The organism is Brevibacillus sp. WF146 (assembly GCF_001673705.2).
GTDB lineage: Bacteria > Bacillota > Bacilli > Brevibacillales > Brevibacillaceae > Brevibacillus > Brevibacillus thermoruber.
This window is the reverse complement of the sequence record NZ_CP109943.1, coordinates 455,938-480,683: the sequence shown is the minus strand read 5'-3', so window position 1 is coordinate 480,683 and position 24,746 is coordinate 455,938. Positions and strand designations below refer to the sequence as shown.

The window sequence follows — 24,746 nt, the reverse complement described above, 5'->3', positions numbered from 1 at the left end:
CCCCTCACGGAGGCGGTTGCCAACGATAGTAGGCGTACCATGCAGACCTCCCCGGGTAAGAGCGGTAGCCTTCGTCCCATGTACCTGCCCAATTTACTGTTGTACCCTTTGGCTGTATGGGGCTTCACCTTGTGCGGCAGGCTCGCCCAAGTACAACAGCCTCAAATCGGGTTCGTGTACCTCAGGTCGGGACTTTGCCGCCGGCTTCCTTCAGATTCCGCCTCGCGGCGGACACCCTTGCCTTAGGCTAACGGTTGGTACAGCCAACCCCCGTTCGGGACTTTCACCCTATAGCTACCGCCCATGCCGGGCGCACCACAAAAAATCCCCGCCCTTTTGACAGGGCAGGGATTGGCATACCAAAAACTCTTCCCTTCGAAATCACAAGGCATCGGCGAGAATCTCCGCAATGTCGCGGGTTTTGACCTGATCCTCCATCTCTTTCATCTTGACGCCGTCGCTCATCATCGTCAAACAGTACGGACACGCGCTGGCAATGGCCGTCGGATTTACTTCCAGCGCCTGCTCGGTGCGGGCCACGTTGATGCGGGTGCCTTCGTGCTCCTCCATCCACATCAGGCCGCCGCCGGCACCGCAGCACATGCTGTCGCAGCCGCTGCGCTTCATTTCCACGATCTCCACGCCCGGGATCGCCGTCAGGATCTGACGCGGCTTGTCGTAGATCTCGTTGTAGCGGCCCAGGTAACAGGAGTCGTGGTAGGTGATGCGCTCCTTCACTTCCTTGGTCGGCTTCAGGCGCCCTTCCTTGACCCACTGGGCGAGCAGCTCGGAGTGGTGATACACTTCCGCCTCCAGGCCGAACTCGGGGTACTCGTTTTTAAAGGTGTTGTAGGCGTGCGGGTCGCAGGTGACGATCTTCTTCACGCCGTAAGCCTGGAACAGTGCGATGTTCTCCTGCGCGAGCTGCTGGAACAGAAACTCGTTGCCGATGCGGCGGGCTGTGTCGCCGGAGTTTTTCTCCTCGCTGCCGAGAATGGCAAAGGTCACCCCGGCTTCGTGCATCAGCTTGACAAACGCCTGCGTAATCTTCTGGCTGCGGTTGTCAAACGAGCCCATCGAGCCGACCCAGAACAGGTACTCGAATTCCTCCACCTGCTGCACGGTCGGCACGTCGTACTGGCCGTTCAGCCCTTCGATCCACTTCAGGCGGTCCTTGCGGTTGATGCCCCACGGGTTGCCCTGCCGCTCGATGTTGTTCAGCGCCCGCTGCGCCTCCTGCGGCATGCTGCCCTCGGTCATCACCAGGTAGCGGCGCATGTCGATGATTTTGTCCACATGCTCGTTCATCACCGGGCACTGGTCCTCACAGTTTCGGCAAGTGGTGCAGGCCCACAGCTCCTGCTCGGTAATCACGTCGCCGATCAGGTTTTTCTCGTAGGCGACCGCCGCCGCTCCCTCGGCCGCCGCCGCCACTTCCGACGCCTGCAGCGCCAGTTGGTTGGCGGTCGTGCCGGCAAAGGCGAAGCTCGGCATCCACGGTGTGCGGGACGTGATCGCCGCCCCTTTTTCTGTCAAATGATCGCGCATCTTGGTGATCAAATCCATCGGGGAGAGCATCTTGCCGGTGCCGGAGGCGGGACACATGTTTGTGCAGCGGCCGCACTCCACACAGGCGTACAGGTCGATCAACTGCGTCTGGGTGAAATCCTCGATCCGGCCGACGCCGAACACTTCCTGCGTCTCGTCTTCAAAGTCGATGCTGGACAGCTTGCCGGGCGGGTCCAGTTTTTTGAACCAGACGTTGACGGGCGCAAAAATCAGGTGAGCGTGCTTGGACTGCGGCACGTACACGGCGAATGCCAGCAGGATCAGCAGGTGCAGCCACCAGAACACGTAGAACAGCGCGGCCGCCGCCGTGTCGGAGATGCCGGCGAACGCCATCGCGATCAACGACGAAATCGGCGCGTAGCCGGACGGCTCGTGCCCCAGCCAGAGCTGCTCAAACGCGAGCGACAGCAAAACGGTCGCCATCAGCGTGGAGATGAACAGCAGCACCAGTCCCGATTTGAAGCCGCGCTTCAGCCGCTTCAGCTTTTCGATGTACCGGCGGTAGAACGCGAAGCCGACCGCCACGAGAATCAGAAAGACGGTGATCTCCTGCATCAGGCTGAAGTACTTGTGAGCGCTGCCAAATGGCAGTTCAAAGCCCTTCACCAGTCCTTTGACGATCAGTTCGATGGCGCCAAACTGCAGGATAATGAAGCCGTAAAACATGACGACGTGCATGATGCCGCTCTTTTTGTCCTTCAACAGCTTTTTGTGAAAGACGACGTTTTCCAGCAGCAGATTGAGGCGCGTGCCGAAGTCGTCCTTGACGTCCGGCTTTTTGCCCAGTTTGATAAACAGATACCGGCTGTACAGGACGTGGCAGACCAGGTACAGACCGTAAGCGAGCACCAGGAAAAACGCGATCAGATTGAGCAAGGCCAGCAAGGTGTTCAGCTCCCCCTTTTTCCATGTTCGTCCGTTGTTTTCTATCTTATCAGAATCGAAAGAAAAAATGAATGACTATTCACTCATTATGTTGATTCCTGCACAAACGCGCTTGTCGAACCGCGGCAGCCTGTCCAGACTGAGCGTTCGTTCAGAATCGTATGCCCTGATCTTAACACAGATTGGTCCGCTTCGTCACCTGCAAATCTCCCCCACGCAAACAGCCGCCGGGGTATGCCAGCAGTCCCTGGTTTCCCCGGCGGCCTTGTCAGCCCTGCGGTCCATCCGGCCTATTTGCCGGACACCTCTTTGTGTTCCTGTTCCCCCTGCTCTTTCTTTGCTTTTTGTTCCTGCCGGATGTCCGCCAGCGATTTGACCTTGGTCGCCTTGATCCGCTTGTTGCGCGGCAGGTCGGCCGGCTCCAGGTTGTCGGCTTCGTCCTTCATCAGCGCGGCGATGCCGACGGCTTTGCCCTTGGCCGCCCGGCAGTACTCACAGTTCTCCTCGTCGTGGGCATGGTAGTTTTTCGGCTCCGGATACGAGGTGATCACGCCCTCAAAGTTGCGCAGCACCACTTTGTCGGCCGACTGCGAAATGATGTAGTTGGGCATGACGGGAATCTTGCCGCCGCCGTGCGGAGCGTCCACCACGAACGTCGGCACCGCATAGCCGGAGGTATGGCCGCGCAGGTGTTCGATGATCTCGATCCCTTTGCTGACCGGCGCGCGGAAGTGGCCGATCCCTTCGGACAGGTCGCACTGGTAGATGTAGTACGGCCGGACGCGAATCTTGACCAGCTCGTGCACCAGCTTTTTCATCGTATTGGGACAGTCGTTGATGCCCGCCAGGATGACCGCCTGGTTGCCGAGCGGCACGCCGGCGTTGGCCAGCATCTCGCAGGCCTGCTTCGCTTCCGGGGTTATCTCCTTCGGGTGGTTAAAGTGCGTGTTGAGCCATACGGGATGGTATTTTTTCAGGATGCTGCACAGGTTTTCCGTGATCCGCTGCGGGAATACCACCGGAGCGCGCGTGCCGATGCGGATGATCTCCACGTGCGGGATGGCCCGCAGGTTGCTCAGGATGTACTCCAGGATGCGGTCGTTGATCAGCAGGCCGTCGCCCCCGGAGAGGAGCACGTCGCGCACTTCCGGCGTGCGGCGGATGTAGTCGATACAGGCGTCGAGCTGCTTTTTCGGCACGCCCATGCCGATCTGGCCGGAGAAGCGGCGGCGCGTACAGTAACGACAGTACATCGAGCACTGGTTGGTGACCAAAAACAGCACCCTGTCCGGGTAGCGGTGCGTCAGGCCCGGCACCGGCGAATCAGTGTCCTCGTGCAGCGGGTCTTCCATGTCGTATTTGGTCCGAACCATTTCAGTGGAAAGCGGAACGGACTGCATGCGGACCGGATCTTTCGGATCGTCCGGGTCCATCAGCATGGCGTAATAGGGCGTGATGTTGAGCGGGATGGTCTGGTTGGAAATGCGTACGCCCTCTTCCTCCTCCGGTGTCAGGTTAATCACCTGTTTCAACTCATCCACGGTCCGAATGGTGTGGGTGAGCTGCCACATCCAGTCGTTCCACTGTTCCTCGGTGACGTCTTTCCACAGTTCAATCTGGCGCCAGTCGCGTTTGGCCGCTACGGTCATCCTTGTCATCCCCCTTTGCGTTGTGTGAAGAAACGCGTGTATTCCTCTCCAACAGAGGGATGCAACACTCATGCCAACCAAATCAAAAGATTTTGAATATAGAAAACAAAGCGACAACAGGCGTTTTCTCCATCTGCGGGAGGGTTTGTGCTGCCGAAAATCCGGCACTTACCGTTCGCCCGCTCCCCGCTGCGAGAGCTTGTACTGAAGGGTCTGCCGGGGAATGCCCAAGAGCCGGGCCGCCCTCAGCACGTTGCCGCCGGTCGACTTCAGCGCGTCGGCGATCATCCGCTCCTCCACCTCCCGCAGCACCTCCGGCAGCGTGCGCTGTTCCGCCGCCCACGCCTCGACGGGAGGAACGCCCGATCCGATCTCCCCCGGTCCGGTCTCGCCCGGACCGCTCTCGCCCGGACCGCTCTCGCCCGTCGCGTTCACCGGCGAACGCTCCGCCAGATGCGGCGGCAGGTGTTCCCGTTCAATGACCGTTCCCTCCACCATGTTCATCGCCGCCTCGATCACATGCTCCAGTTCGCGGACGTTGCCGGGCCAGTCGTACTGCCTGAACAGGTCGGCCACCTCCGGACTGATGCCCTGCACCTGCATCTGAAAGCGGCGATTGTACTTGTCGAGAAAATGGCGGACGAGCAGATCCACGTCCTCCCTGCGCTCCCGCAGCGGCGGCAGCTCGAAGGAGACCACGTTGATGCGGTAGTACAGGTCCATCCGCAGCGCGCCGCGCCGAACCAACGCCAGCGGCGGTTCATTCACGGCGGCGATGACCCGCACGTTCACACGCGCGGCGATGCTGCTGCCGATCCGCCGGATTTGCCCGTCCTGCAGCACGCGCAGCAGTTTGGCCTGCAGGTCGAGAGGCATGCTGTTCAACTCGTCGAGAAACAGCGTCCCGCCATCCGCCAGTTCAAACAGCCCCGGTCTGTCGTCGGCTCCGGTAAAGCTGCCCTTGGTCGTGCCAAACAGCAGGCTTTCGAGCAGCGAAGCCGGCAGGGCCGCGCAGTTTTGCGCGATAAACGGCTTGCCGCTGCGGGACGACGCCTGGTGGATCGACTGGACGAACAGTTCCTTCCCCGTCCCCGTCTCCCCGTAGATCAGCACCGGCGACGAGGTGCGGGCCGCCTTCCGCGCGCGGTCTTTCAACCGCATCATCCGCTCGTTTTGCGTCAGGATGTCGGCAAACTGAAAGGAGAGCCCGTCCCACTCGCCCGGCCTGCTCCGCTTGGCCCGCTTCGGCTTGCTGATCTGCGCCTGCAGGTCGAGCAGCCGCTCCGACAGTTCTTTCAGCTTGCGGATATCCTTGGCCACCTCTACCGCCCCGACCAGCCGTTTGCCCACCCGGACGGGCAGCGTCGTGTTGACCGTCTCCACCCGCATCCCTTTCCAGTTGGTGTAGGTCTGCGGCTGGTTGTAGATCGGCTCGCCGCTCGCAATGACCCTCAGCAGTGTGCTGGAGTGGCGGTCCAGCGAGGGAAACACCTCCAGCAGCGGCTTTCCCAGCACTTCGTCAGGCGTCAGCCCGTCCAGTCTGGCCGCCACGTGATTGTAGTAAATGGTGATGCCGTTCGCATCGACGACGTGGATGCCCTCATCGATCGTTCCCAGGATGGCCTGCAGCATTTCCACCGTTTCGGACATCGGCATGGGGAGTAAACAGCCTCCTTTCGAACATGCTGCCAAAAAATCATCACTGTGCCGAATTTTCGGCAGTTACCGCTGCCGTTCCACCTGCACCGCGATCATCAGCGTGTAGAGCAGATGGCCCAGCAGCCAGAGGAAAAACGCGGCCCACGACATGGCGGCGCCGCTGAGCAGACTGAACGGCAGATAGGCCGCGGCAAAGGCGAGCAACCAGTACAGCAGGTATTTGAGCCTCCGCTCGCCGCGGATTCGGGGATAGAAGTACATCATGAAAAACGCGACGACCACGCTGACCAACAGGTGGATCAACAGCTCGACAACGGACGGCATCCCCTCCAGGCCGGGGACATAGCTGACGTCGATCAGGACGGCAAGCGTCGACGTTTGAAACAGGCCGTCTCCCAAAGCCAGAAACGCGGCCAGAACGAGGCCGGCCATGCCTCCGGTTGCGAGCGCAAACCTCATGATGCCCCTCCCCTTTCCTGCCGTGAATTACCCTTATTGTACGAAAAAACCACCCCGACCGGCTACAGCCTACGCATCGCCGGGGACACCCCGCCGCCGTCCGCGCCAACGCCCGCCCGTTTCGGCCAGAACCGCCGGACAGCCACCGAACGCGGCGGCACCCCAACACAAAAACCGCCCTGACATCAGGGCGGTTCCGCCGATTGTCATCCGCTCGCGGAGGGCCACTCCACGTTCAGCGTCAGTTCGTGCTCGCCGACGTACTGGCCGTTCAGCCACAACTGGTAGGCCACCCAGACCTGGGCCGGCCTTCCCTGTTCGTGCCGGATGCGCAGTTTGCGCGTGTGGGTCTCCATCGAAAACAGCCCGTAGGGACTCCGGTAGGTCGTCTGGTGGCTCGTGCCCTGCTGAAACTGCTGTTTCGTCTGCACGTCGCCTTGCCTCAGCAGCGTGACCGTCCCGTCGCCCAGCTTCAGCGTCGTGCTCACCTCGCCGGCCCCTTCCATCTGCTCCTTGTAGGTCAGATACCAGCCGCCTGTCTTTTCCACGCATCGGCCCGCATAGCGGTAGACGGTTTCCTCCCAATCTCCTCCCGTGCGCTGTCTGGCTGTCAGGGTGATGTGCACGTCTTGCATGGATCGTCCTCACTTCCCGTTCTGCTTGTACCCGTCCATTGTACGCCTCATCGCTCTTCGGTTGCAACCGCCGTCTGACCGGCCGCGTCGTGCAGCAGATAGCGCATGGTTCCCACAATCCCCGCGGCGGCGAGCAGCAGCAGCCCGGCGAGCACGAGGTACCCCATCCCGGCCCCGGTCCGGTCAATCATCCACGTAAACACGCCGATCAACAGCAAGCGCATCATCATCCCGATGGAATTGAAAAAACTCATGACCCGCCCCATGAATGGCTTCGGCACGACCGTCATGTACAGCGACTGCCGGATCAGCCGGACGGAAGCATTGCACCAGCCGAATATCATGTATGCGCCAACCAGGGCCCATCCGTAGGGCAGCGCCACCATGACCGCCATGACGAAGGCAAACAGCAGCGTGCTGCCAACCATCGCCAGCAGTTGGCCGAACTTCCTTGCCACGGCGGAGACAAGCAGCCCGGCCGCCACCGCACCGATGGCGTATGCCGTTTCCCCGAGCGAAAACACCGTCACGTCCGCTTTCAAGGTCTGATTCACGTAGACAGGCTTCAACAAGTTGCCGGCCATCACCGCGATAAACGGCATCAGCGCCGCGATGCCAAAGAGGAGAAAGCCTCGTTTTTCCCGAATGTAACGCCAGCTTTGGAGCAGTTGGCCCACCCAGTTGACCCCCCTGTTGTTCCGGGCTTCCCGCTCCAGGGTAAAGGTGTAGGCCATGGTGGACAGGAGACCGCAGGCAGCCAGATACGTGCAGGCGTTGATCAGCAAAACGACATGCAGCCCGTATGCCTCCAGCAAAAATCCCGCCATCCCTCCGGCCAGCACGGACGCCGTCTGTCCTTCAATCTCCAACAGGCTGTTGATGTCGTTGTAGTGCCTCGGCTCAAACCCTTCCTGGACAAGCGCCGACTGCGCCGGGTAGTGAATCTGGAACATCAGGGTCGTCACCAGGTAGACGGCGATCAGCATCCATTCGGCGTACGGCCCGATAAAGCCCCACACCGCGAGGGCGGCAAGCACGGCAAAGCCGATCGCGTGCTCCGCCAGCAGCATCCGCTTGCGGGAAAAACGGTCGATCAACGTGCCGATATACGGGCCGACCACAAACATCAGCACGGCCGAGACGAACATGGTGGAGCCGAGCAGCTCCGCTGACCCGGTCGTTTCCACCAAATGCCAGGCAATGCCGATCATGGTCATCCCCTGGCCAAAGCCGGAAAACAGGTTGGAGAAAAACAGCTTGCGAAACTGACGGTTGGCAAACACTTCTCTCATGGGACGCGGCCCCCTTGGAATGTCGCAAGGATTCGGTATTATCATACGGAATATTTTAAATTTTGTAAATAAAAATGTTTCATAATAAGGCCCAGAAACCGTCCTCCCCCGGGTGTGCTTCCGCCCAACCGGACAAAAAAACGCCCCCGGCGCAAAACCGGGGACGCTTGTGGTACCGTCTGTTATTTTACAAAGCCCAAAATCAGCTCGCGCACGATCTTGGACGCCACAATCTGGGTCATCTCGCTGTGATCGTAGACCGGCGCCACTTCCACCAGGTCGCAGCCGATCACGTTGGCGCCGTTTTTCGCCATGTAGTGGATGGTCTCCAGCAGTTCGCGGGAGGTGATGCCGCCCGCTTCGGTCGTGCCGGTTCCCGGCGCGTGCGCAGGGTCGAGCACGTCGATGTCGATCGTCAGGTAGATCGGACGGTTGCCGATCGTCGGCAGCACCTGTTTGACCGGCTCCAGCACGTCGTACTTGTACAGGTGCATGTTTTCCTTCGCCCACTCAAACTCTTCCTTCATTCCGCTGCGGATGCCAAATGAGTAGACGTTTTTGCCGCCGATCAGATCGCACGCCTTTTTAATCGGCGTGGAATGGGAGTACGCATACCCCTCGTAGTGGTCGCGCAGGTCGGTGTGCGCGTCAAAGTGGAAGATGACCAGGTCGCTCTTGTACTTTTCATAGACGGCCTGGATCACCGGCCAGGTCACCAGGTGCTCGCCGCCCAGACCGATCGGGAACTTGCCGTCCGCCAAAATTTTGCTGACGAACGAGCGGATGGCATCCAGGCTGCCCTCCACGTTGCCGAACGGCAGGGGAATATCCCCCGCGTCGAAGTACTTCACTTCTTCCAGCAGCCTGTCCAGGTACGGGCTGTACTCTTCCAGGCCGATCGAGACCTCGCGGATGCGGGCCGGGCCGAAACGGGAACCGGGACGGAAGCTGACCGTCCAGTCCATCGGCATGCCGTAGATGACCGCCTGGCTCTCCTCGTAGTTGCCGTGGCTGCGGATAAAGACGTTGCCGGAATACGCTTCGTCAAAACGCATGGTGTTCCTTCCTCCCAGTCCTTAGTCGCGGGTCAGCTCAGCCACGAAGTTGGGCAGCTTGAACGCGGCGTAATGAACCTCCGCATTGTAGTACTTGGTGTTCAGATCCTTGATCTTGCTCGCATCCACTTCCAGCGGATCGTACTGTTTGGAGCCGATCGTAAAGCTCCACAGACCGGACGGGTACGTCGGGATGCTGCATGTATACAGACGGGTTACCGGGAAAATCGATTTGATATCCTTGAACACACGTTTGATCAAGTCGCGGTTGAACCACGGGGACTCGGTCTGAGCCACCATGATCCCGTCCGGTTTCAACGCGTCGTAAATGCCTTGGTAAAATCCTTTTTCAAACAGGCCCACAGCCGGTCCGACCGGCTCGGTGGAGTCGACCATAATCACGTCGTACTCGCCTTTGTGGTCGTGAATGTGCTTGATTCCGTCGATCACCTGCACGTCCACTTTCGGGTTGCCGGACAGTTCGCTGGCGATGGCCGGGAAAAACTTTTTGCAGGCCTCGATCACGCCACCGTCAATTTCCGCCAATACGGCTTTTTCCACGGAGGGGTGTTTGACGATTTCGCGAATGGCACCGCCGTCGCCACCGCCCACGACGAGCACCTTTTTCGGGTTCGGGTGGGTGTTGAGGGCAACGTGGGCGATCATTTCGTGATAGACAAACTCGTCCACATCAGTGGTCATGACCATGCCGTCGAGAACGAGCATGCGGCCGAACTGTTTGGTGTTGATGATGTCCAATTGTTGGAATTCGGTTTTCTCGCTGTACAACGTCTCGGTGATCTTTGTCGTAATACCGTGATTTTCCGTTTGTTTTTCGGTGTACCACAGTTCCATGTTCATGATTATGTACCCTCCTTAACTAACCGCATTGGTTGGAAGAACCCGGCCGACGCCGGTTTGGCAGGAGATAGCGGGCAGTCCCTGCCGAAATGGTCCAGACCGCTGCCATTCGTATCTGCCAAGAAAATTATAGTGGCTGCCTCTCAAAATGCAAGCAATTTTTGCGAGACTCGCTGCTCGGCGCGGACGTCAAGTTTATCCAGCGCGACTTTGTCCCATACTAGACAGTAACCCTATCGTTTGGTTAGTATGTCCCAATTCGGAAAAAAATGAGGGGAAAGGACTAGAGAGGACATGGAAGTGATCCGGGAAGCCCCGCTGCTCCGCTATTTGCGTTGGGCGAAGAAATTCGTAAAATTGCTCATACTCAGCCTATTGTGCTGTTCCTTTGCCATCCTGCTGCTGATTCTCTACCTCCGTTCGCAGCCGCTGCCGGCGGTCTCGATCAATCAGACGACGACCATTTACGCCGGAAACGGCGAGGTGCTGGATACGCTGCACCGCGGCCAGAACCGGTTTGTGGTCCCGCTGAAGGACATCGCCCCCTCCCTGGTGCAGGCGACGATCGCCATCGAGGACCGTTCCTTCCGCGAGCACTACGGCATCGACTGGCTGCGTCTGGCCCGGGCCGCCTACGTGGACGTGATCCACATGGAAAAGCTGCAGGGAGCCAGCACGATCACGCAGCAATTGGCGCGAAACCTGTATCTCACGCTGGACAAGACCTGGGAGCGCAAGATCAAGGAGGCGCTGTTGGCCATCCAGTTGGAGCTGAATTACAGCAAAGACGAGATTCTGGAGATGTACATGAACCAGATCTACTACGGCCATTCCGCTTACGGCGCCCAGGCCGCGGCGCAGACGTACTTCGGCAAGGACGCCAAGGATCTGACGCTGGCGGAAAGCGCCTTGTTGGCCGGCATCCCCAAAGGCCCGTCGTACTACTCTCCCTTCGTGGACTTTGACAAGGCCAAATCGCGGCAGCAGGTGATCCTCCAGGCCATGGTGCGCTCCGGCTACATCACGCCGGAACAGGCGGAGCAGGCGTATGCCGCGCCCATCAAGCTGAAAGAGCGCGGCACCGAAACCGCCACCGAACAGGCCCCCTATTTTCGCGATTACATCGCCAACCTGGTGAAGAACAAATACGGCATCGACGAAGAGACCTTTATCCACGGGGGGCTGAAAATCCACACGACCCTGGACCCGGTGATGCAGAAAAAAGCGGAGGACATCATCGCCAAGGTGCTGCCGAAAGACAAGCCCGACCTGCAGGTGGCACTGGTCGCCATGGACCCGGCCACCGGCCAGATCAAGGCGATGGTGGGCGGACGGGACTACCGCAAGAGCCAGTTCAACCGGGCATTGGGCATGCGGCAGCCGGGCTCCTCGTTCAAGCCGATCCTGTACCTGACCGCCCTGCAAAACGGTTATACGCCGCTGACGCTGATGAAAAGCGAACCGACCGTGTTCACCTACGACAACGGCAAGACCTACATCCCGAAAAACTTTGGGGAGCGCTACGCCCACGCCTATATCAACATGCGGGAGGCGATCAAGACCTCGGACAACATCTACGCGGTCAAGACGATCGACCACCTCACCCCGCAAAAAGTGGTGGAACAGGCCCGCAACCTGGGGATCACCAGCAAGCTGCAGGCCGTTCCCTCGCTGGCGCTGGGCACGTCGCTCGTCTCCCCGCTCGAATTGAACACCGCCTACGCCGCCATCGCCAACAAAGGGGAACGGGTCAAGCCCATTGCCATCACCCGGATCGAAGACAGCCAGGGCAACGTGCTCGTCGAGGAAAAAACGGAGAAAACCAGAGCCGCCGATCCGGTGGCGTCGGCACTGCTGATCAACTTGATGCAGAGCGTGTTTGAACCGGGCGGCACCGGCTACCGGGTGGCAGGCGAACTGAACAGGCCCGTCGCGGGCAAAACCGGCTCCACCGATTACGACGCCTGGCTCAGCGGATTCACGCCGCAGTTGGTCACCACCGTCTGGCTGGGGTACGACAAGAATCAAAAAGTGGACGATGTGACAGAAGGCTATCTCTCCAAAAAAATTTGGGCGCAGTTCATGGAAAGCGCGCTGAAAGATCAGCCTCCCGCCTTGTTTGACATGCCGGCAGGGGTGGTGTCGGTGTACATCGATCCGGCATCGGGCAAGCTGGCGACGGAGCACTGCCCCAACCCGCAGTTGTTCTACTTTGCCAAAGGAACCGAGCCGCAGGAGTACTGCACCGATCACCTCCCCAACCATGAAACGCCCACGCCGCTCCCGCCACCGGACACTCCGTCGTTCTGGCAGCGCATGGGCAGTTGGTGGAAACCGTCGGAGTAGGCACGAAAAAAGGGCTGTCCCACAAGGCAGATCGATTCTGCCGGGGACAGCCCCTTTTTGCCGTCAGCGGGCCGATTCGTCGCCGCCGCCCACGACGCCGCTGCCGTCGGCGAACACGTGGTCGTTGCAAATGGTGATCAACCCGGCGCTGTCAAGCTGCTCCAGCACTTCAAACAGGCTCTCCCGTTTTCCGGCCGGCAGCTTGCGGACAAAGTCGTTGATTTCCTGGGGAGACACGTGCGTGCGAAAATGGACGCCGCCGTGTCGCACGAAATGGTCGTCATCTGCCTGAGCGTCGTTCCCCGGCAGGTCTCCCCCCTGTATGCGGTCGGTCATCTTCAACGCCCCTTCCGTCAACAGTTTGGCCGTACCTTCCTAGTCTCCCGCGTCCGCGGACAGGGAATGCGCTGAAAAATGCCCCAACAACGTCATGGACCAGCAGCGAACACAACCCAGCAAGCGTTTTCGTAAAAAAAGACAAACAGGAAAAGAGTGACGGGCTCTTTCCCTGTTTGCTGACCTAGTGTACATGTACACAGCTATGGAAATAAGTTTACCTGACTTCAATACGGCTAACAATTGATTTCACAATTTGTTCACAATCCGTTCAAGATTTCCTGCTTCGCCCAAACAAACGGCAGGATGGGCGGAACCATTTGGCTCAACCATGCGCTTGCACTGCGTACTTTTTAGGCCAACGCCTGCTTCAGTTCCTCGCTGGAATTCTCCCACATCGTCGGGTTGTGTTCCATCAACAGCTTTTTCAGCGCCGCTTTTTCCGTGTCGTTCAGCTCCGACACCATGATGCGCCGTTTCATCGAGTAGTCCATCCGGTTGACATGGTCGGCCAAAATCTTGTATCCGCGCCGAGCCTCCCGGTCAATCTCCATGTAGCAGGCGGTTACCCCTGCGTAATACGGTCCCGATTCGTTGCGGTCGACCGTCACCCAAACCACCCAATACGGCTTGCCGTTGGGGACCTCCTCCTTGTTCGTCGTCCACTTGATGCCTTTTTCCACGGCGCTTTTCGCATGCAGTGCGCCCATGTCGATGTAGGCCTTGTCCCCGTCAATGATGACGGAGGAGACGGCGCTCAGGTCAAGCACCCCCTGCCCAAAACCGCCGTGCACGTCCGTTTTCCCGCTCATGATCGTAAAACCGCCTGATTTGCTGTCAAAAATGTCCACGTGATCCACCTCTTCTGACCCGAATCTTCTTACAGCATATTCTACCCGGAAACGGTGTGAGGCGCAATTTTACGACGCGCCCGGCCGTTTGGGCCCCTCTCTGTTTGGGCCCCCTCTCCACTGTCCTTCACATGGAACGGACGCAAACGGGAGACACTACAAACGGAGCTTCTCTCGAGGCTTCTCTCGGTAAACGCCGCTTGCAGCCATCCGAATTTTCCTGAAGCGAATTCCGAAGCGAAAAGGAGTGACCGTACGGATGAACGATCGTCCGAGAGATCGGGACATTCAGCTCAACAGAGAGCGTCAATTGCAGGAACCGTATCCCGCTGCCGCACGGGTGGTGGATCAGGTCGTGCGCGCGAAGGCGGCGGAGTCTCCGGCCCCTCTTGTTCCGGAGGAAGCTGCCGGCGGCGTCGACGGAATGAAGACCGGCGTTCCCAGCAATTACGAAGCCAGTTTGGGCGGCGAGCCCGCGAGCCTGACCGCTTTTGAAGTGAAAAAGTCGCCCGGCCGTTTGTAGCTCATCTCAAAGCTCAAAGGGATTCTGTGGACGGTGTAGCCGACGACCGGCCCTTCATGAGTCTTTCATGAGTCTTTCATGAGTCCTTCCGTCTCTTTCCTTTCAGCGCTCGCACCGCCCTGCCGATCAGCCAGATCAGCAGAGCCGTGCTCCAGGCGCTGTGAAACGCCATGCAGGCGATGATCGGCCAGGAATTGAACATGGTGTACTCGGAAAAGCGCAGGTGGAAATAACAAAAGGTCACAAGAAAGGTAACCGCCATGATCAGCCAGATGCGGATGCCGAAAAGAAAGCTCAGGTATCCGGAAATCAGCAGACCGATCAAGGGTCCCCCGAATTCCCAGGCGGGAATGATCAACATAATCAGGATGAGTATGCCGTCAACGCTCATCGTTTTCTACTCCTTCCACATCTTCCAGGCGGTCTTCAACAAGCCGGAACAGTCGGCCTGTTTCCTGCCGATCCTGGGAATCTTCCGATGAAAACCGCTGGATCAGCAGCTTGGCCGAGGAACTGCTCCGGGAATGCGGCAGTTCCTGAAAGAGCGGCTTCTCTCCGTCCAGCACGTGAACCACCACGATGTTGCCGTGGTACTCGACGCGCAAGTCGTCCCACACCTCTTTTTTCTCGGGGGTAATCCGCATGGACCTGCCGGACTTGTTGACGATCACTTCGGGAAATTCACCGTCTTCGCGGGACAGGATGTAATAGAGGTAGGAAGAGGTTTTCTGCGGAGTCCGCCGCATCCCGTTCTGCACATCCTCAATGCCGATCAGCAGATGGCCCACCTGCTGGATGACGTACGGATTAACCGGCAGCTTGGCATGTTCCTCCTTGACGTAATACTGTTTCTTGATGTCTTTTTGGGCGTAGTTGGCGCTCAGGTAGGGAACCGTTCCATCCCCCACCCCGGGGTCAAAATACGGTACCAACTGACGGGAAACGGGATTCATGACATATCCCAGCAGGGTCGTTTGTCCATGTCCGACGATGGAATACTGAGGGACATTGATTGTCTTGTTGTCCCACTTTTCATGCAATTGTCCCGCGTTTTTGACCAGCGGGTCATAGTCAAGGCGGATCTCCCGGTCTTGCAAAAATTCTTCATAGGAGTACGGGTGAACCACGTCTTTTTTGAGAAACGCAACCGTGTCGAAGTACTTTCGGGAAGGAAGCAGTTCGTATACAGCGGGAGCGTATGCGGAGATGACTTTCCCCGTTTCTTCGTGCAGGAAGGGGATGCCGAAGTTGTAGCCGTATTTGATCGCCTGATATGCGCGGGGCGATCCCAAAAACGGGGTGCCCATGTAAATGATACGCTTTACTTTTGGCTGATAGGATACGTTGGACAGGAGCGTCTCCCGGACCAGCAATCCGCCCATGCTGTGGGCGACCAACTGTACCTGGCTGGCTCCGGACTCCTTCAGGGCCTCGTCTATTTTCTGCTTTAAAAATTTGGCGTTGTCCGCGTTGCTGTACCGCCAATCGTAGGGCATGGCAAAAAGCGTCCGGTTTTTCCTGTACCCCATTTTCTCCAGATGCTTCGCCATGCTTGCATACTGCTCCACTTGTTTCTTGATGACATCCAGGTCCAATTTGGTATACGAAAGATATTCAATGGCGCGAAACCCACCATCCGCCCGTTCCGGAAACACTTTGATACCCGGTTGGCGGGGCTGTACGTTTACGCTGCCGTTCTTGACGGGTTCCAGCGACAGAATCCTGCGATGCCGCGGGTCTCTGATGCCCACGCCCATATCCCACAAGCCCAACCATATTTCCGAAGTCTTCCCGTCCTCCTCCACCTCCAGCCGGGAACCGCCGATACCCGGAATCAGGATGACCGGAATCGTAGCGTTCGAGATCGACAGCTTGTAGGCGTGCGGCTTGAGGGCGGAACGGCGGCTGGCCGAGACTTTTACGAAGTAGGTGCCGGGGTCGCCGTTGTACACGATCAGCTCGTCCGCATTCCTGGCCTTGTCCGATTTGGCCACCAGCTTGTTCTCCTGGTTGTACAGGTACAAATCCAGGTCCATCCCCTCGGGAATATCGCTGAGCGCTGCCCGGATGGTGGAAGACCGCTTTATCGTTACGCGGTAGAAATCGACATCCTCAAGCTGATGCAAATTGGCCACGATGCTTCCTTGCACCATCGGTTCGCGGGCGTCTTTCGGCGTGTCGTTCGGTTCGTACTCGTCCGGCTTGCCTTCCGATCCGGCAACGAAATCCGCCCTCAGGCGATAGTGAAAGGTCTTGTTGAATGTCCCCCGGCTTCCCTCCACTTTCACGTAGTACCACTTGTTTTTTTCGACGGCGACGTCTTCCACCCGCTGCTCGTCACTTCCCGGATGGTCGGAACGACCCAGCTCGCGCTCTTCGCCGTCGAACACGTACAGGTAATAATCTGTCTGGTAGGGGATGTCGAAGAGCGAGAACGCGATCGCCCCGTTTTCGGGAGCTTTGATTTTCCACACATCCACGTCACCGCTTTTTCCAATCCGGCCGTACGCGTCCTTTCCGGTAAACATCCAGTCCGCTTTGGAAAAGGTGTCATTGGGCTCCAGTTCATACGTCGCGGGCAGCCCCCGCAGCGCCGCTTCCGGCGGCTTCACCCTGCCGGAAAAGCGCCGGTAAAACGTCTCTTCCTGCTCCTGCAGGTCGCTGTCCGCCTGCTCGTCCGGCTCGTTATTACCATCTTCGACCTCTTCGCCCTCATTCCCTGCGTCCAACTCCTCCTCTCCCGTCACTGGATCGGAGTTTTCCACTTCCATTCCTTCCCCCGTATGCGGGTCTTCCCCACCGTCGTCCTCCTGTTCTTGCAGCGCGATCCATTCGCTCTCGCGGGGCTTGTCCCCCGCCTCATCCGCAAGCGCAGCGCTCTGTTTGGCCAAACCGGCCGGAACCACGCTGCTCAATAGCAGGACAGCCAGCAGCAGCACATGTGCCATCCGGCGCAACGTCTCCCCCATAAAAATACCCCCTTGCCTGTTTCTTCCTATACGGTAGGAAAAGACAGCGAGGGGGAGCAAGTAAATTTACCGCGTGGTATGGTTGCGAATGCCCTGGCGTTCCCAGGCGTTGGCGATAATGCGGAACGGTGTCCGATAGTCCGCCTGATCATGCCCGGCGAGCGTCTGTTTGTTCGGGAAGGCAAAGCCCTTCACCGCTCCGAACCGAAAATGAACGTGAAAGTAAACGGCGTAGCTGGCATCCTTCTGAAAGCCGCGCTGTTTGTCTCCCATCAGGGGCGTATCGACGCCGGTTTCCCTCATGCCCAGTTTGGGTACCATGTAGGACGCCCCCTGCCATGCCGTCGGCGACGACTGCTGCAGTCCCAGGGTGGACTGAAGCGGCGTGTTTCGCCTCCCCGTTTCCGATATCCATGCTTGCGCCGCGGTAATCTCCGGATAGTTGCCGCTGACCGGATGGCGGTGACGCGTTTCCAGGACGAGACTGGTCAAGATGCGCTCGCCGGCGTAAAAATCATCGGGACGACTTTCCGGATATCGGTCCCGCCCGTGGTACTCCGCCCATTCGGCGGTGTGGCGCAGCAGCCCTTTGGCGTTGGGTTCGAACACCTCAAACTCGCGCTCCCCGCCTTTTACCGTGATCGTGTAACGTCCCGTCATGTTTTGGGTCAAGCTGTGCGGCTCGCACGTTTCGTTCCCGTCGTCGTCCTCCGTGCAGCTCTCATACGACACGTCAAACCGGATGTGGTAATCCATCGTGATGACAAACCCGTTTATCTCGACTTTGTATTTTTGCGCGTTTAGCACCTGCCGCCACGTCGTTTGCGTCGGGACAACGGTTCCGGTGTAGAGATAGTCTCCGCCGGTTCCCGCGCTGCTCACCTGCCACTGTTGGGGTGTGCCGGGACCGGTCACCTTCAGGTCCAGCATGGCCGGGTTGTACACGGCGAGGCTTTTCGCGTCCGCGATCCATCCGGGCGTCGCCGTCACGGTTACGCCTTTGATTCCGTCACCGCTGATCGACTGCTCAAGCTGTGACTTGTACAAGGTGATGTTTTGGTTGATCTCCTGCTTCACGCGATCAAAGCCCTGATTGATTTTGGTCTGGTCAATCTCGACGCGGATCCTGGCCGGTTCGCGTTCCCATACACCGTCGGCATTCACCTGCAGCTTCTGCAGCTCGCGGCCGTCGCTGTCGAAAATCTTGAGGCCGATCTCGCCGCCGTCAAAGCTGCCTCCTCCTCCCGGCGGGGCGGGAATGGTTCCTCCTCCGCCTCCGGTCACCTCGACCGGCCATTGAGCGCGGTTGTCCGGCCAAATGGTTTCGTCAGCCGGCCTGTCTTTGTTCGGGTTGATGTTGGCGATGAAATCCTCCGACTGCTGCGGGTATTGGGTCGGCACGGTAATTTTGCGGACTTCCCCCGGCTTGAAGTTGTTCACGTCCAGCATGGTGGCCGTCGGGGAGCTTTCCCAGCGAACCGCCAGTTTTGTATCGTGTTCCAGTTTTCCGGCGTTCTTCACGTCAAACGTGATGGTTGCGGTCGTCCCTGGAGCCTGCGGATCGTTTGGTGTAATCTTGAAGCTGCTTTTGATGATCAGCAGGTTTTCCCCATCCGGATTCGGGTTGGGATTTCCACCGTCTCCAATGCGAACAAAGAAGAAGCCGTCACATTGGTCAGAATCACTGTTTTCATCATAGAACTCGATTCTGTAGAATCCCGGTAACGGCAACCCCGTTGGTCCACTGCTATCACGGGGGAACGAAATGCTGTGATGGTTCTGCGCTCGTGACGATGCGCTCAGCCATTTTCCGTCACGCTGTTTTTCCCAGGTGTTCGTTGCGGGATTGAGCCATGTGAGCGAAAAATGCGTGTCCGTGCTGGTAAAGAGACGGAAGCCGTGATACCCGTCAATCCAGTCTTCGGGCTTCAACTCAAGGATTTCACCGCGTTCGACGTCCTTCTCCCAAACGACCTGTCCTGTCGTGTGTTCGATAGAGGCGGTTAGTGTGTAACACTTGCGATCGGACCAGATTGGCAGTTCCAACTCCCGAATGCAGCCCGTCTCGGAAATAAAGACCAGCGTGACGGTGTCCCCTGCCTCCACATCGTATGGCAAGAACAGGTGGAACTTTTCTTTCGCTGCCAATTTTCCTGTCAAGGGTGTCTGGCTGCCGTTGTATTTCAGGTACCACGTGCCTGGTACGTCTGCGGCTACTCCCAAGTGGGTGTCGTATTCACTTCCGGTATCCGTGAAGTGTTTGAAGTACAGCCCTTCTTCAAGCAGCGTGTCGTCCAGCAGCTCGCCGCCGGGCGAATAACCGACAGGCGGTTCCCCGTACGCGTAAAACTTGATCCGGTCCTGCTCGTCTATTGTGCAGCTCGTATCCCGGACTTTGATGGTGATGGACCAGGCGCATTCCGGCCGGCTGGCAGCATCAAAGTTCGTATGCTCCAGGTTGAGTCTCAGTTGGTACGTCTTTCCCCGTTCCAGAGGAACTATGTCTTTCCTAGCGTATTCGTAGGGCAATGTGAGCTTGTCCGACTCGTACGGTCCGACCTTCCCCTTATCGTTCTCTGCCAGCGGCACGGTCACTAGTTTCCCATCCGGCAGCGTCACTTCCCAATAGACATTCAGGGGCTGCACGTCACCATATCGATCCGTGTACTGCACACGAAAGTTCAGCTCTTCCCCTGGTGATACCTCGATGGTTTCCCCGTTTCTCACCGTACTTCCCGACAGTTTTACGATGGGGCACTTGTCGAGGCGGTCTCCTTTCTTTAGCACAAACATCGTTTTTACCCAACAGTCAGCCCCGTCATCGCTTTCGTACTTGATCTGTATTGGTCCTTCGTCGAATGGGGCGTCCAGCACACCAACCCTGGCGTTGTTCCCGGGCCCTTTCTCCATTGGCACGCCGTTGGCCGTGAATCTTCCCGACTTGGCTGCCGTAATGATGATCCGGCTGCCCGGTTCGACATAGATGGTTTCCCCGCCGCTGGGAACGCTCTGTAATTCCCGATCGCTTTTCTCTTCCTCGATTCGAATATCCAGCTTGGTTTGGGTGGAAGAGATGCTGCACGTCGCGGGCGGTGGCGGTTCATTTCCCCCACCTCCACCCGGAGGAGGCGAAGGAGGGCTGCCAACAACGAAAGGTGCTGCATACGCAACACCTTGACCTCCCACTGCAGGGGCGTTTTTCGTATTTCTATCATGTGTATCGGTGAAAAGGATTCTTGCTTCGTAGTTTCCGGCTTTCGAGGGGACCCACGTTTGTTGCGGGAAATTTATCGCTGCACCGCTCCCGTCCCCCTCGCCACTGATCGGGTATTCTTTGATCAACGAGGAAAACGTATACTCTGTCTTTCCGGTATCGACATTGTAGATGTAATAGTTGAAGACTTTTAACCCGCGATTGTAAATACTGTAGTCCTTCCCGGAAGCATCAATCTTGACGGTGTCCCCAACATTATACTGGCTCTTATCGGTGCGAATCGAACCATCCGGTCTTTGAGTGGTCAAGAAATTTACAACCATAACCCAAGAGCCTTTTTCACCACTATTTGCTGGTCTGAAATAGAAAGGCAAGCCCTTTCCTCCAGACATTTCGGCAACTTTCGCGAGAAGGTATCCAGTATACTCTTTTCCTCCGCCTTCGCTAATGATACCCCCGTATAAACCGTTCGCGTTCGTCATAAATGATGGATTTCCGTTGAAGAGTCTTGCCCAATCCTGTGCTTCACTTATATCGACAATTGGGTAACCGTTGTCAGCGGTAGACGTTGCCCTGGAATAGATTGCAACCTTTCCAGATCCACTTGTTGCTCCACTGTACTTAACATCCCCAAAAGTCATGTACATGCTTTCATTGGTGAAACCGAACCCAGATACAGAGTTTTCAATGCTGTCCTGTACCTTCTTGTTATTATCCAGCCACCCTGGTGTTCTTCCACGAACATCCGGATATGATGTAGATGCGTCTGAAACAAAAGAAAAGATCGCATAGCTATTGATTGCAATTACAGCGGACAAAAATATCTTGCTGCATCTTTTCCAAAATGATCTCATGAATTTACCCCCAATTAGCGGGTATTTTTACGAATCAGATTGGTTCCGCTGTCGTAAGTATATCTCGCCAAAGATTTAGATTCCCCGGAATTTTTTACTGTGAATTCCATGAATTTGACTTGACTGGCATTCACCATAAAATCTCCCGAAAAATATGAAACAATTTTTCCGTTTTGGAACTGTATGAGGAGTCTGATGTCTTTTCCTTTAACAGTCGGAACTTTTCCTTTTAGGTTTCCTCCAGATACCTTGAGAGAATTATGGAACTGTAAAGCGATATTTTCTGCAGCCTTTGTACCAATTGCATCGTTATGAAGAAGGTAGAGAGCAACTGCCTCCTCTCCCCGACTTACATTACCAAGTCCATCATAAGCAGTTGTTGACACACCAGTAACAAATTTACCGGATTTTTTCGGGAGCCATCCACTGGTTACAGCAATGTCAGAGTAAACCTGACGTTTGTTTTGATACGCTTTAAAGATGTTTTTCCATGCATTGTTCATTAGCAACGCGGCTTCTTCCCGATTGAGAACTTTGCTAGGATTAAGAGTGACACCATCAAGAATCCCGTCCTTTTTAGCCCGTTCATAGTATACCTTTGCCCAGTGGTTCGCAGGAAGCCCAGTAACCTCCGTACCGATTGTCAGAGCTTTTGCGTTCACCAACCCAGCAACAAGATCCGCTTGTGTAACCGGCTGCTCGGGACGGAAATTCCCATCAGGGTAAAGCCACATCAGTTTATTTTTGACCACATATTCGATCGCTGCACGGTTCGGGTGGTTTTCATAGTCTTTCTGCACCGTTTGCGCTTGCGCAGTAGAGGGATGGGCCGCCGCGAAAAGACCGCTTAATGAAAGAACGGTTCCCAACACACTGGAGAGAAAAAAATACATTCGTTTCAAGTGCCTACCTCCTCCAAAATCAACATTTCCTCTATTCGAAATATTGAAATTATAAGGAATTGATACCATTCGCATCGACGCAATCACGTTTGCCAGGTCGTCCATGTGATGCTTCTCCGCCCGTTCACCACCTTTTCTCCTACGACCATTTTACCCACCCCCATCTTTTCCAGAAAGAGGTTTTGTTAGATGTTTCTGCAAAAATCTTCGCAAAGCCGGTGCCGGCACATCTCCTTCCAGCTTGCCCGCCACCGCCCCGTCTTGCACGACAAAGACGGTGGGTGTTGCTTCCGCTCCCAGCCGTTCGGCTTCGGCCAGATCCCGTTTGTCGTGAACGTCCAGCCGCTCCACCTGCCATCGCGGAAACTCCTTGATCACCTGCTCGAACGTAGGCGTAAACGTGGTGCAGTACCCGCAGCTCTCGCTGAACACGTACACCACTTTCGTCTGATTGGCACTGGCACCGGCCCACAACACCATCGCCGCGACCGCGCAGCCAAACAGCGACGCCGCCCACATCCAGCGGCGTTTGATGCCACCCTTCATTTCCGTACCTCCTCATGCGCTTCCCAATGCGTAATTTGGCAGATCAGGCGTGTCCATATGGAATTGTCAAGGAACGGTGCCTTCATTATGCCGCTCCCTGTTGAGACAAAAAAAGGACCGGCATCACGGCCGGTCTTTTTCTTGCATCCCCACTCTATCATTTTCTATCATGACAATACCATCAATAATCAGTGCTCGGGCGCGTCGCTGTCGGCATTCATCAGCGCACGCAGCTCCTCGATAAACGCCATGCCTTTGAGAATCTCCTCTTCGGTATAACGCTGTTTGCTTTTAAAGGTAAAAATTTTGGCCTTCATTTCATCATAGGGAAGATTGCTGAAATACAGGATGGTGGAGACCAATTCGAGAAAGCGGGAGTTTTCCTCGTTCATCCGTCGGATCAGCCGCTCGCCAAGGCCGAAATCCACCTCGTGGAAACGGAGAAAATCGCGGCCCGCTTCGTTCAGGGTGTACCGATACAATTGAATGGCCCCCTTGCTCTCCATCTGCTCGTCCAACAAGCCCATGTTGCACAGCTCGTCCACGCGCAGCGTCAGTTCCTCGGAATAGGGGCCGTACATGTGAAATTCAAACCGCTCGTCGAAGTCCATGTTCAGTTGTTTCGCTATGTATACCATCTTTTGCAACTTTTTTCGTCCGCTCACTTCGCCGGCAATCTCGATCAAGCGTATGATTTTGGCGTGACGACTAAGCATCTTCCATCACTCCCAGACGTTCTCGTATCTTTCCGGAGACGTCCTCCGGCAAAGCCAGCACCTTATCCATTGGAAAGTACAGCTTGTAGTCAAACCGGCGCTTGCCGCTGATCGCCTCCACAATCTCCGATCTCTGCGACAGCTCTACCAGTTCTCCGGACGGCATCAGGAGCATGATGGGAATACGCTCCTCTTCCTCGCCGGCACGATAAAAATCATACGGAAGATCGGAGGTGGTGTCTACTTCCAAATAATACATCGGGTCGATGCCCGCCGCTTGGAACTCTTCTTTCAGCTCTGCCAGCAAGCGGTAATCCCTCGGATTGTATTCGACGTATTTAAAGAGATTCCTGTCCAGAAAACGGGCGCACAAATCTTTCAAAATGGGATCGCTCTCCTGGCGCCACATCTGCATGTAAAAGAGAATCACAGACTCGTCAAGGGACAGGTAATCCGACAGGCTCACCTTGTCCGTCAAGAACGGCAGCAGCAGCACCGGCTCCTGCGCGAACGAGTAGCCTTGGGCAAACAGTTCCTTGGCCCGCTGGAAAATCTTGCGGAGCACCACTTCCGCGCTGCGCGTGACCGGGTGGAAATACACCTGCCAGTACATCTGGTAGCGGGACATGATGTAGTCCTCGACGGCGTGCATCCCGCTGAATTTAAACACGATGCCATCCTCGTGGGGGCGCATCACCCGCAGAATCCGTTCGATTTCAAAGTTGCCGTAGTTGACGCCGGTATAGTAGGCGTCGCGCAGCAAATAATCCATCCGGTCGGCGTCGATCTGGCTGGAGATGAGGCTGACAATCAGTTTGTTATCGTACGTTTTGGCGATTACCTCTTCCACCCGTTTGGGGAAATCGTCGCCCATCCGGCGCAAAATGCGGTTGATCTGCGTGTCGCCGAGCAAAATCGCTCGGGTCCAATCCTCGTGATGGTAGCGGAACACCTTTTCAAACGAATGGGAAAACGGCCCATGACCCACGTCGTGCAGCAGCGCGGCGCACAGGCAGAGCAGTTTTTCCTCGTACGACAGGTGAATCCGCCCTTCAAACGTCTCAAGAATGCGCCGCATGATCTCGTACACGCCGAGCGAGTGGTTGAACCGGCTGTGTTCCCCGCCGTGGAAGGTAAAAAAGCTGGTGCCCAGTTGCCTGATCCGGCGCAGCCGCTGAAACTCCGGCGAGTTGATCAAGTCCCAGATCAGTTTCTCCCGGACGTGAACGTACCGGTGCACCGGGTCCTTGAACACCTTTTCTTCATGAAGAAGCTGGGGCTGTTGCATCCTGGACACTCCTTTCCTGGTTTACGTCCCGTCGTCATGTCCCGATCGGGCTTTTGGGTCCATCATACCATAACGTCAGCCGGCTGGAAAACGACGGCATGTCTGCCAGCGGAGAGAGCTGCCGCCCAAGACGGAGG

19 protein-coding genes are annotated in these 24,746 nt (G+C 56.9%); 2 read left to right on the top strand and 17 right to left on the bottom strand.

The annotated features are described in order from the left end of the window. Positions 1–381 precede the first annotated feature (381 nt). The 8 genes from A6764_RS02435 to speE all read right to left on the bottom strand — a co-directional run bounded on the left by A6764_RS02435 (position 382) and on the right by speE (position 10,058). Positions 382–2,454 carry a heterodisulfide reductase-related iron-sulfur binding cluster gene (locus A6764_RS02435; RefSeq protein WP_065067454.1) on the bottom strand — a complete coding sequence of 691 codons (2,073 nt, stop codon included), beginning with the start codon at positions 2,452–2,454 and terminating at the stop codon, positions 382–384. A gap of 290 nt (positions 2,455–2,744) precedes the next feature. Beyond that, on the bottom strand, positions 2,745–4,103 hold the full coding sequence (ablA, locus tag A6764_RS02430) for a lysine 2,3-aminomutase (protein WP_065067455.1): 1,359 nt from the start codon (positions 4,101–4,103) through the stop codon (positions 2,745–2,747). Between the two features lie 168 nt (positions 4,104–4,271). Continuing rightward, entirely contained in the window at positions 4,272–5,759 is a 1,488-nt protein-coding gene (locus A6764_RS02425) for a sigma-54 interaction domain-containing protein (protein ID WP_264622377.1), read from the bottom strand. A gap of 66 nt (positions 5,760–5,825) precedes the next feature. After that, the gene (locus A6764_RS02420) at positions 5,826–6,221 is read right to left on the bottom strand and encodes a hypothetical protein (protein WP_065068427.1); all 396 of its coding nucleotides are present in this window, start codon (positions 6,219–6,221) and stop codon (positions 5,826–5,828) included. 206 nt (positions 6,222–6,427) lie between these two features. Next, positions 6,428–6,856 carry a YwiB family protein gene (locus tag A6764_RS02415; protein WP_029100423.1) on the bottom strand — a complete coding sequence of 143 codons (429 nt, stop codon included), beginning with the start codon at positions 6,854–6,856 and terminating at the stop codon, positions 6,428–6,430. Positions 6,857–6,903: 47 nt separating this feature from the next. Beyond that, on the bottom strand, positions 6,904–8,148 hold the full coding sequence (locus tag A6764_RS02410) for an MFS transporter (protein WP_065067456.1): 1,245 nt from the start codon (positions 8,146–8,148) through the stop codon (positions 6,904–6,906). Positions 8,149–8,330: 182 nt separating this feature from the next. Continuing rightward, positions 8,331–9,203 carry an agmatinase gene (speB, locus tag A6764_RS02405; protein ID WP_029100425.1) on the bottom strand — a complete coding sequence of 291 codons (873 nt, stop codon included), beginning with the start codon at positions 9,201–9,203 and terminating at the stop codon, positions 8,331–8,333. A 21-nt stretch (positions 9,204–9,224) separates the two neighbouring features. Further along, positions 9,225–10,058 carry a polyamine aminopropyltransferase gene (gene speE / locus A6764_RS02400; protein ID WP_029100426.1) on the bottom strand — a complete coding sequence of 278 codons (834 nt, stop codon included), beginning with the start codon at positions 10,056–10,058 and terminating at the stop codon, positions 9,225–9,227. 300 nt (positions 10,059–10,358) lie between these two features. Here speE and A6764_RS02395 point away from each other — a divergent pair, with 300 nt between their 5' ends. Then, the gene (locus A6764_RS02395; protein WP_029100427.1) at positions 10,359–12,410 is read left to right on the top strand and encodes a transglycosylase domain-containing protein; all 2,052 of its coding nucleotides are present in this window, start codon (positions 10,359–10,361) and stop codon (positions 12,408–12,410) included. Between the two features lie 63 nt (positions 12,411–12,473). On the opposite strand, the gene A6764_RS02390 is transcribed toward A6764_RS02395, so the two are convergent. After that, entirely contained in the window at positions 12,474–12,746 is a 273-nt protein-coding gene (locus A6764_RS02390) for a hypothetical protein (protein WP_065067471.1), read from the bottom strand. 353 nt (positions 12,747–13,099) lie between these two features. Beyond that, the gene (locus tag A6764_RS02385; RefSeq protein ID WP_065067457.1) at positions 13,100–13,597 is read right to left on the bottom strand and encodes a YwhD family protein; all 498 of its coding nucleotides are present in this window, start codon (positions 13,595–13,597) and stop codon (positions 13,100–13,102) included. Between the two features lie 259 nt (positions 13,598–13,856). On the opposite strand from A6764_RS02385, the gene A6764_RS02380 reads away from it, so the two are divergent. Continuing rightward, a complete protein-coding gene (locus tag A6764_RS02380) occupies positions 13,857–14,120 on the top strand; it encodes a hypothetical protein (protein WP_065067458.1) in 264 nt (87 codons plus the stop codon). A 76-nt stretch (positions 14,121–14,196) separates the two neighbouring features. Here A6764_RS02380 and A6764_RS02375 read toward each other — a convergent pair whose 3' ends face one another. The 7 genes from A6764_RS02375 to A6764_RS02345 form a co-directional block, all read right to left on the bottom strand. Beyond that, positions 14,197–14,511 (bottom strand): hypothetical protein, encoded by a 315-nt coding sequence (locus A6764_RS02375; RefSeq protein WP_065067459.1) that lies wholly within the window; start codon positions 14,509–14,511, stop codon positions 14,197–14,199. Next, positions 14,501–17,089 carry a lipase/acyltransferase domain-containing protein gene (locus A6764_RS02370; protein WP_065067460.1) on the bottom strand — a complete coding sequence of 863 codons (2,589 nt, stop codon included), beginning with the start codon at positions 17,087–17,089 and terminating at the stop codon, positions 14,501–14,503. Before A6764_RS02370 ends, A6764_RS02375 begins: the two co-directional genes overlap by 11 nt. Before the next feature lie 66 nt (positions 17,090–17,155). Continuing rightward, the gene (locus tag A6764_RS02365; RefSeq protein WP_141669713.1) at positions 17,156–21,157 is read right to left on the bottom strand and encodes an ABC transporter permease; all 4,002 of its coding nucleotides are present in this window, start codon (positions 21,155–21,157) and stop codon (positions 17,156–17,158) included. Positions 21,158–21,171: 14 nt separating this feature from the next. Further along, entirely contained in the window at positions 21,172–22,164 is a 993-nt protein-coding gene (locus A6764_RS02360) for an S-layer homology domain-containing protein (RefSeq protein ID WP_083989843.1), read from the bottom strand. A gap of 45 nt (positions 22,165–22,209) precedes the next feature. Beyond that, the gene (locus A6764_RS02355) at positions 22,210–22,605 is read right to left on the bottom strand and encodes a thioredoxin family protein (protein WP_065067463.1); all 396 of its coding nucleotides are present in this window, start codon (positions 22,603–22,605) and stop codon (positions 22,210–22,212) included. A gap of 188 nt (positions 22,606–22,793) precedes the next feature. Beyond that, entirely contained in the window at positions 22,794–23,321 is a 528-nt protein-coding gene (locus tag A6764_RS02350; protein WP_065067464.1) for a YwgA family protein, read from the bottom strand. Then, positions 23,314–24,609 (bottom strand): HD domain-containing protein, encoded by a 1,296-nt coding sequence (locus tag A6764_RS02345; RefSeq protein WP_065067465.1) that lies wholly within the window; start codon positions 24,607–24,609, stop codon positions 23,314–23,316. The genes A6764_RS02350 and A6764_RS02345 overlap by 8 nt, the downstream gene beginning before the upstream one ends. Between the last annotated feature and the right edge of the window lie 137 nt (positions 24,610–24,746).

Bases quoted from the DNA above. Each gene is read 5' to 3' on its own strand.
- ablA (WP_065067455.1), bottom strand. From the start codon at position 4,103: ATGACCGTAGCGGCCAAACGCGACTGGCGCCAGATTGAACTGTGGAAA.
- A6764_RS02425 (WP_264622377.1), bottom strand. From the start codon at position 5,759: ATGCCGATGTCCGAAACGGTGGAAATGCTGCAGGCCATCCTGGGAACG.
- A6764_RS02420 (WP_065068427.1), bottom strand. From the start codon at position 6,221: ATGAGGTTTGCGCTCGCAACCGGAGGCATGGCCGGCCTCGTTCTGGCC.
- A6764_RS02415 (WP_029100423.1), bottom strand. From the start codon at position 6,856: ATGCAAGACGTGCACATCACCCTGACAGCCAGACAGCGCACGGGAGGA.
- A6764_RS02410 (WP_065067456.1), bottom strand. From the start codon at position 8,148: ATGAGAGAAGTGTTTGCCAACCGTCAGTTTCGCAAGCTGTTTTTCTCC.
- speB (WP_029100425.1), bottom strand. From the start codon at position 9,203: ATGCGTTTTGACGAAGCGTATTCCGGCAACGTCTTTATCCGCAGCCAC.
- speE (WP_029100426.1), bottom strand. From the start codon at position 10,058: ATGGAACTGTGGTACACCGAAAAACAAACGGAAAATCACGGTATTACG.
- A6764_RS02395 (WP_029100427.1), top strand. From the start codon at position 10,359: ATGGAAGTGATCCGGGAAGCCCCGCTGCTCCGCTATTTGCGTTGGGCG.
- A6764_RS02390 (WP_065067471.1), bottom strand. From the start codon at position 12,746: ATGACCGACCGCATACAGGGGGGAGACCTGCCGGGGAACGACGCTCAG.
- A6764_RS02380 (WP_065067458.1), top strand. From the start codon at position 13,857: ATGAACGATCGTCCGAGAGATCGGGACATTCAGCTCAACAGAGAGCGT.
- A6764_RS02375 (WP_065067459.1), bottom strand. From the start codon at position 14,511: ATGAGCGTTGACGGCATACTCATCCTGATTATGTTGATCATTCCCGCC.
- A6764_RS02370 (WP_065067460.1), bottom strand. From the start codon at position 17,089: ATGGGGGAGACGTTGCGCCGGATGGCACATGTGCTGCTGCTGGCTGTC.
- A6764_RS02365 (WP_141669713.1), bottom strand. From the start codon at position 21,157: ATGAGATCATTTTGGAAAAGATGCAGCAAGATATTTTTGTCCGCTGTA.
- A6764_RS02360 (WP_083989843.1), bottom strand. From the start codon at position 22,164: ATGGACGACCTGGCAAACGTGATTGCGTCGATGCGAATGGTATCAATT.
- A6764_RS02355 (WP_065067463.1), bottom strand. From the start codon at position 22,605: ATGAAGGGTGGCATCAAACGCCGCTGGATGTGGGCGGCGTCGCTGTTT.
- A6764_RS02350 (WP_065067464.1), bottom strand. From the start codon at position 23,321: ATGCTTAGTCGTCACGCCAAAATCATACGCTTGATCGAGATTGCCGGC.
- A6764_RS02345 (WP_065067465.1), bottom strand. From the start codon at position 24,609: ATGCAACAGCCCCAGCTTCTTCATGAAGAAAAGGTGTTCAAGGACCCG.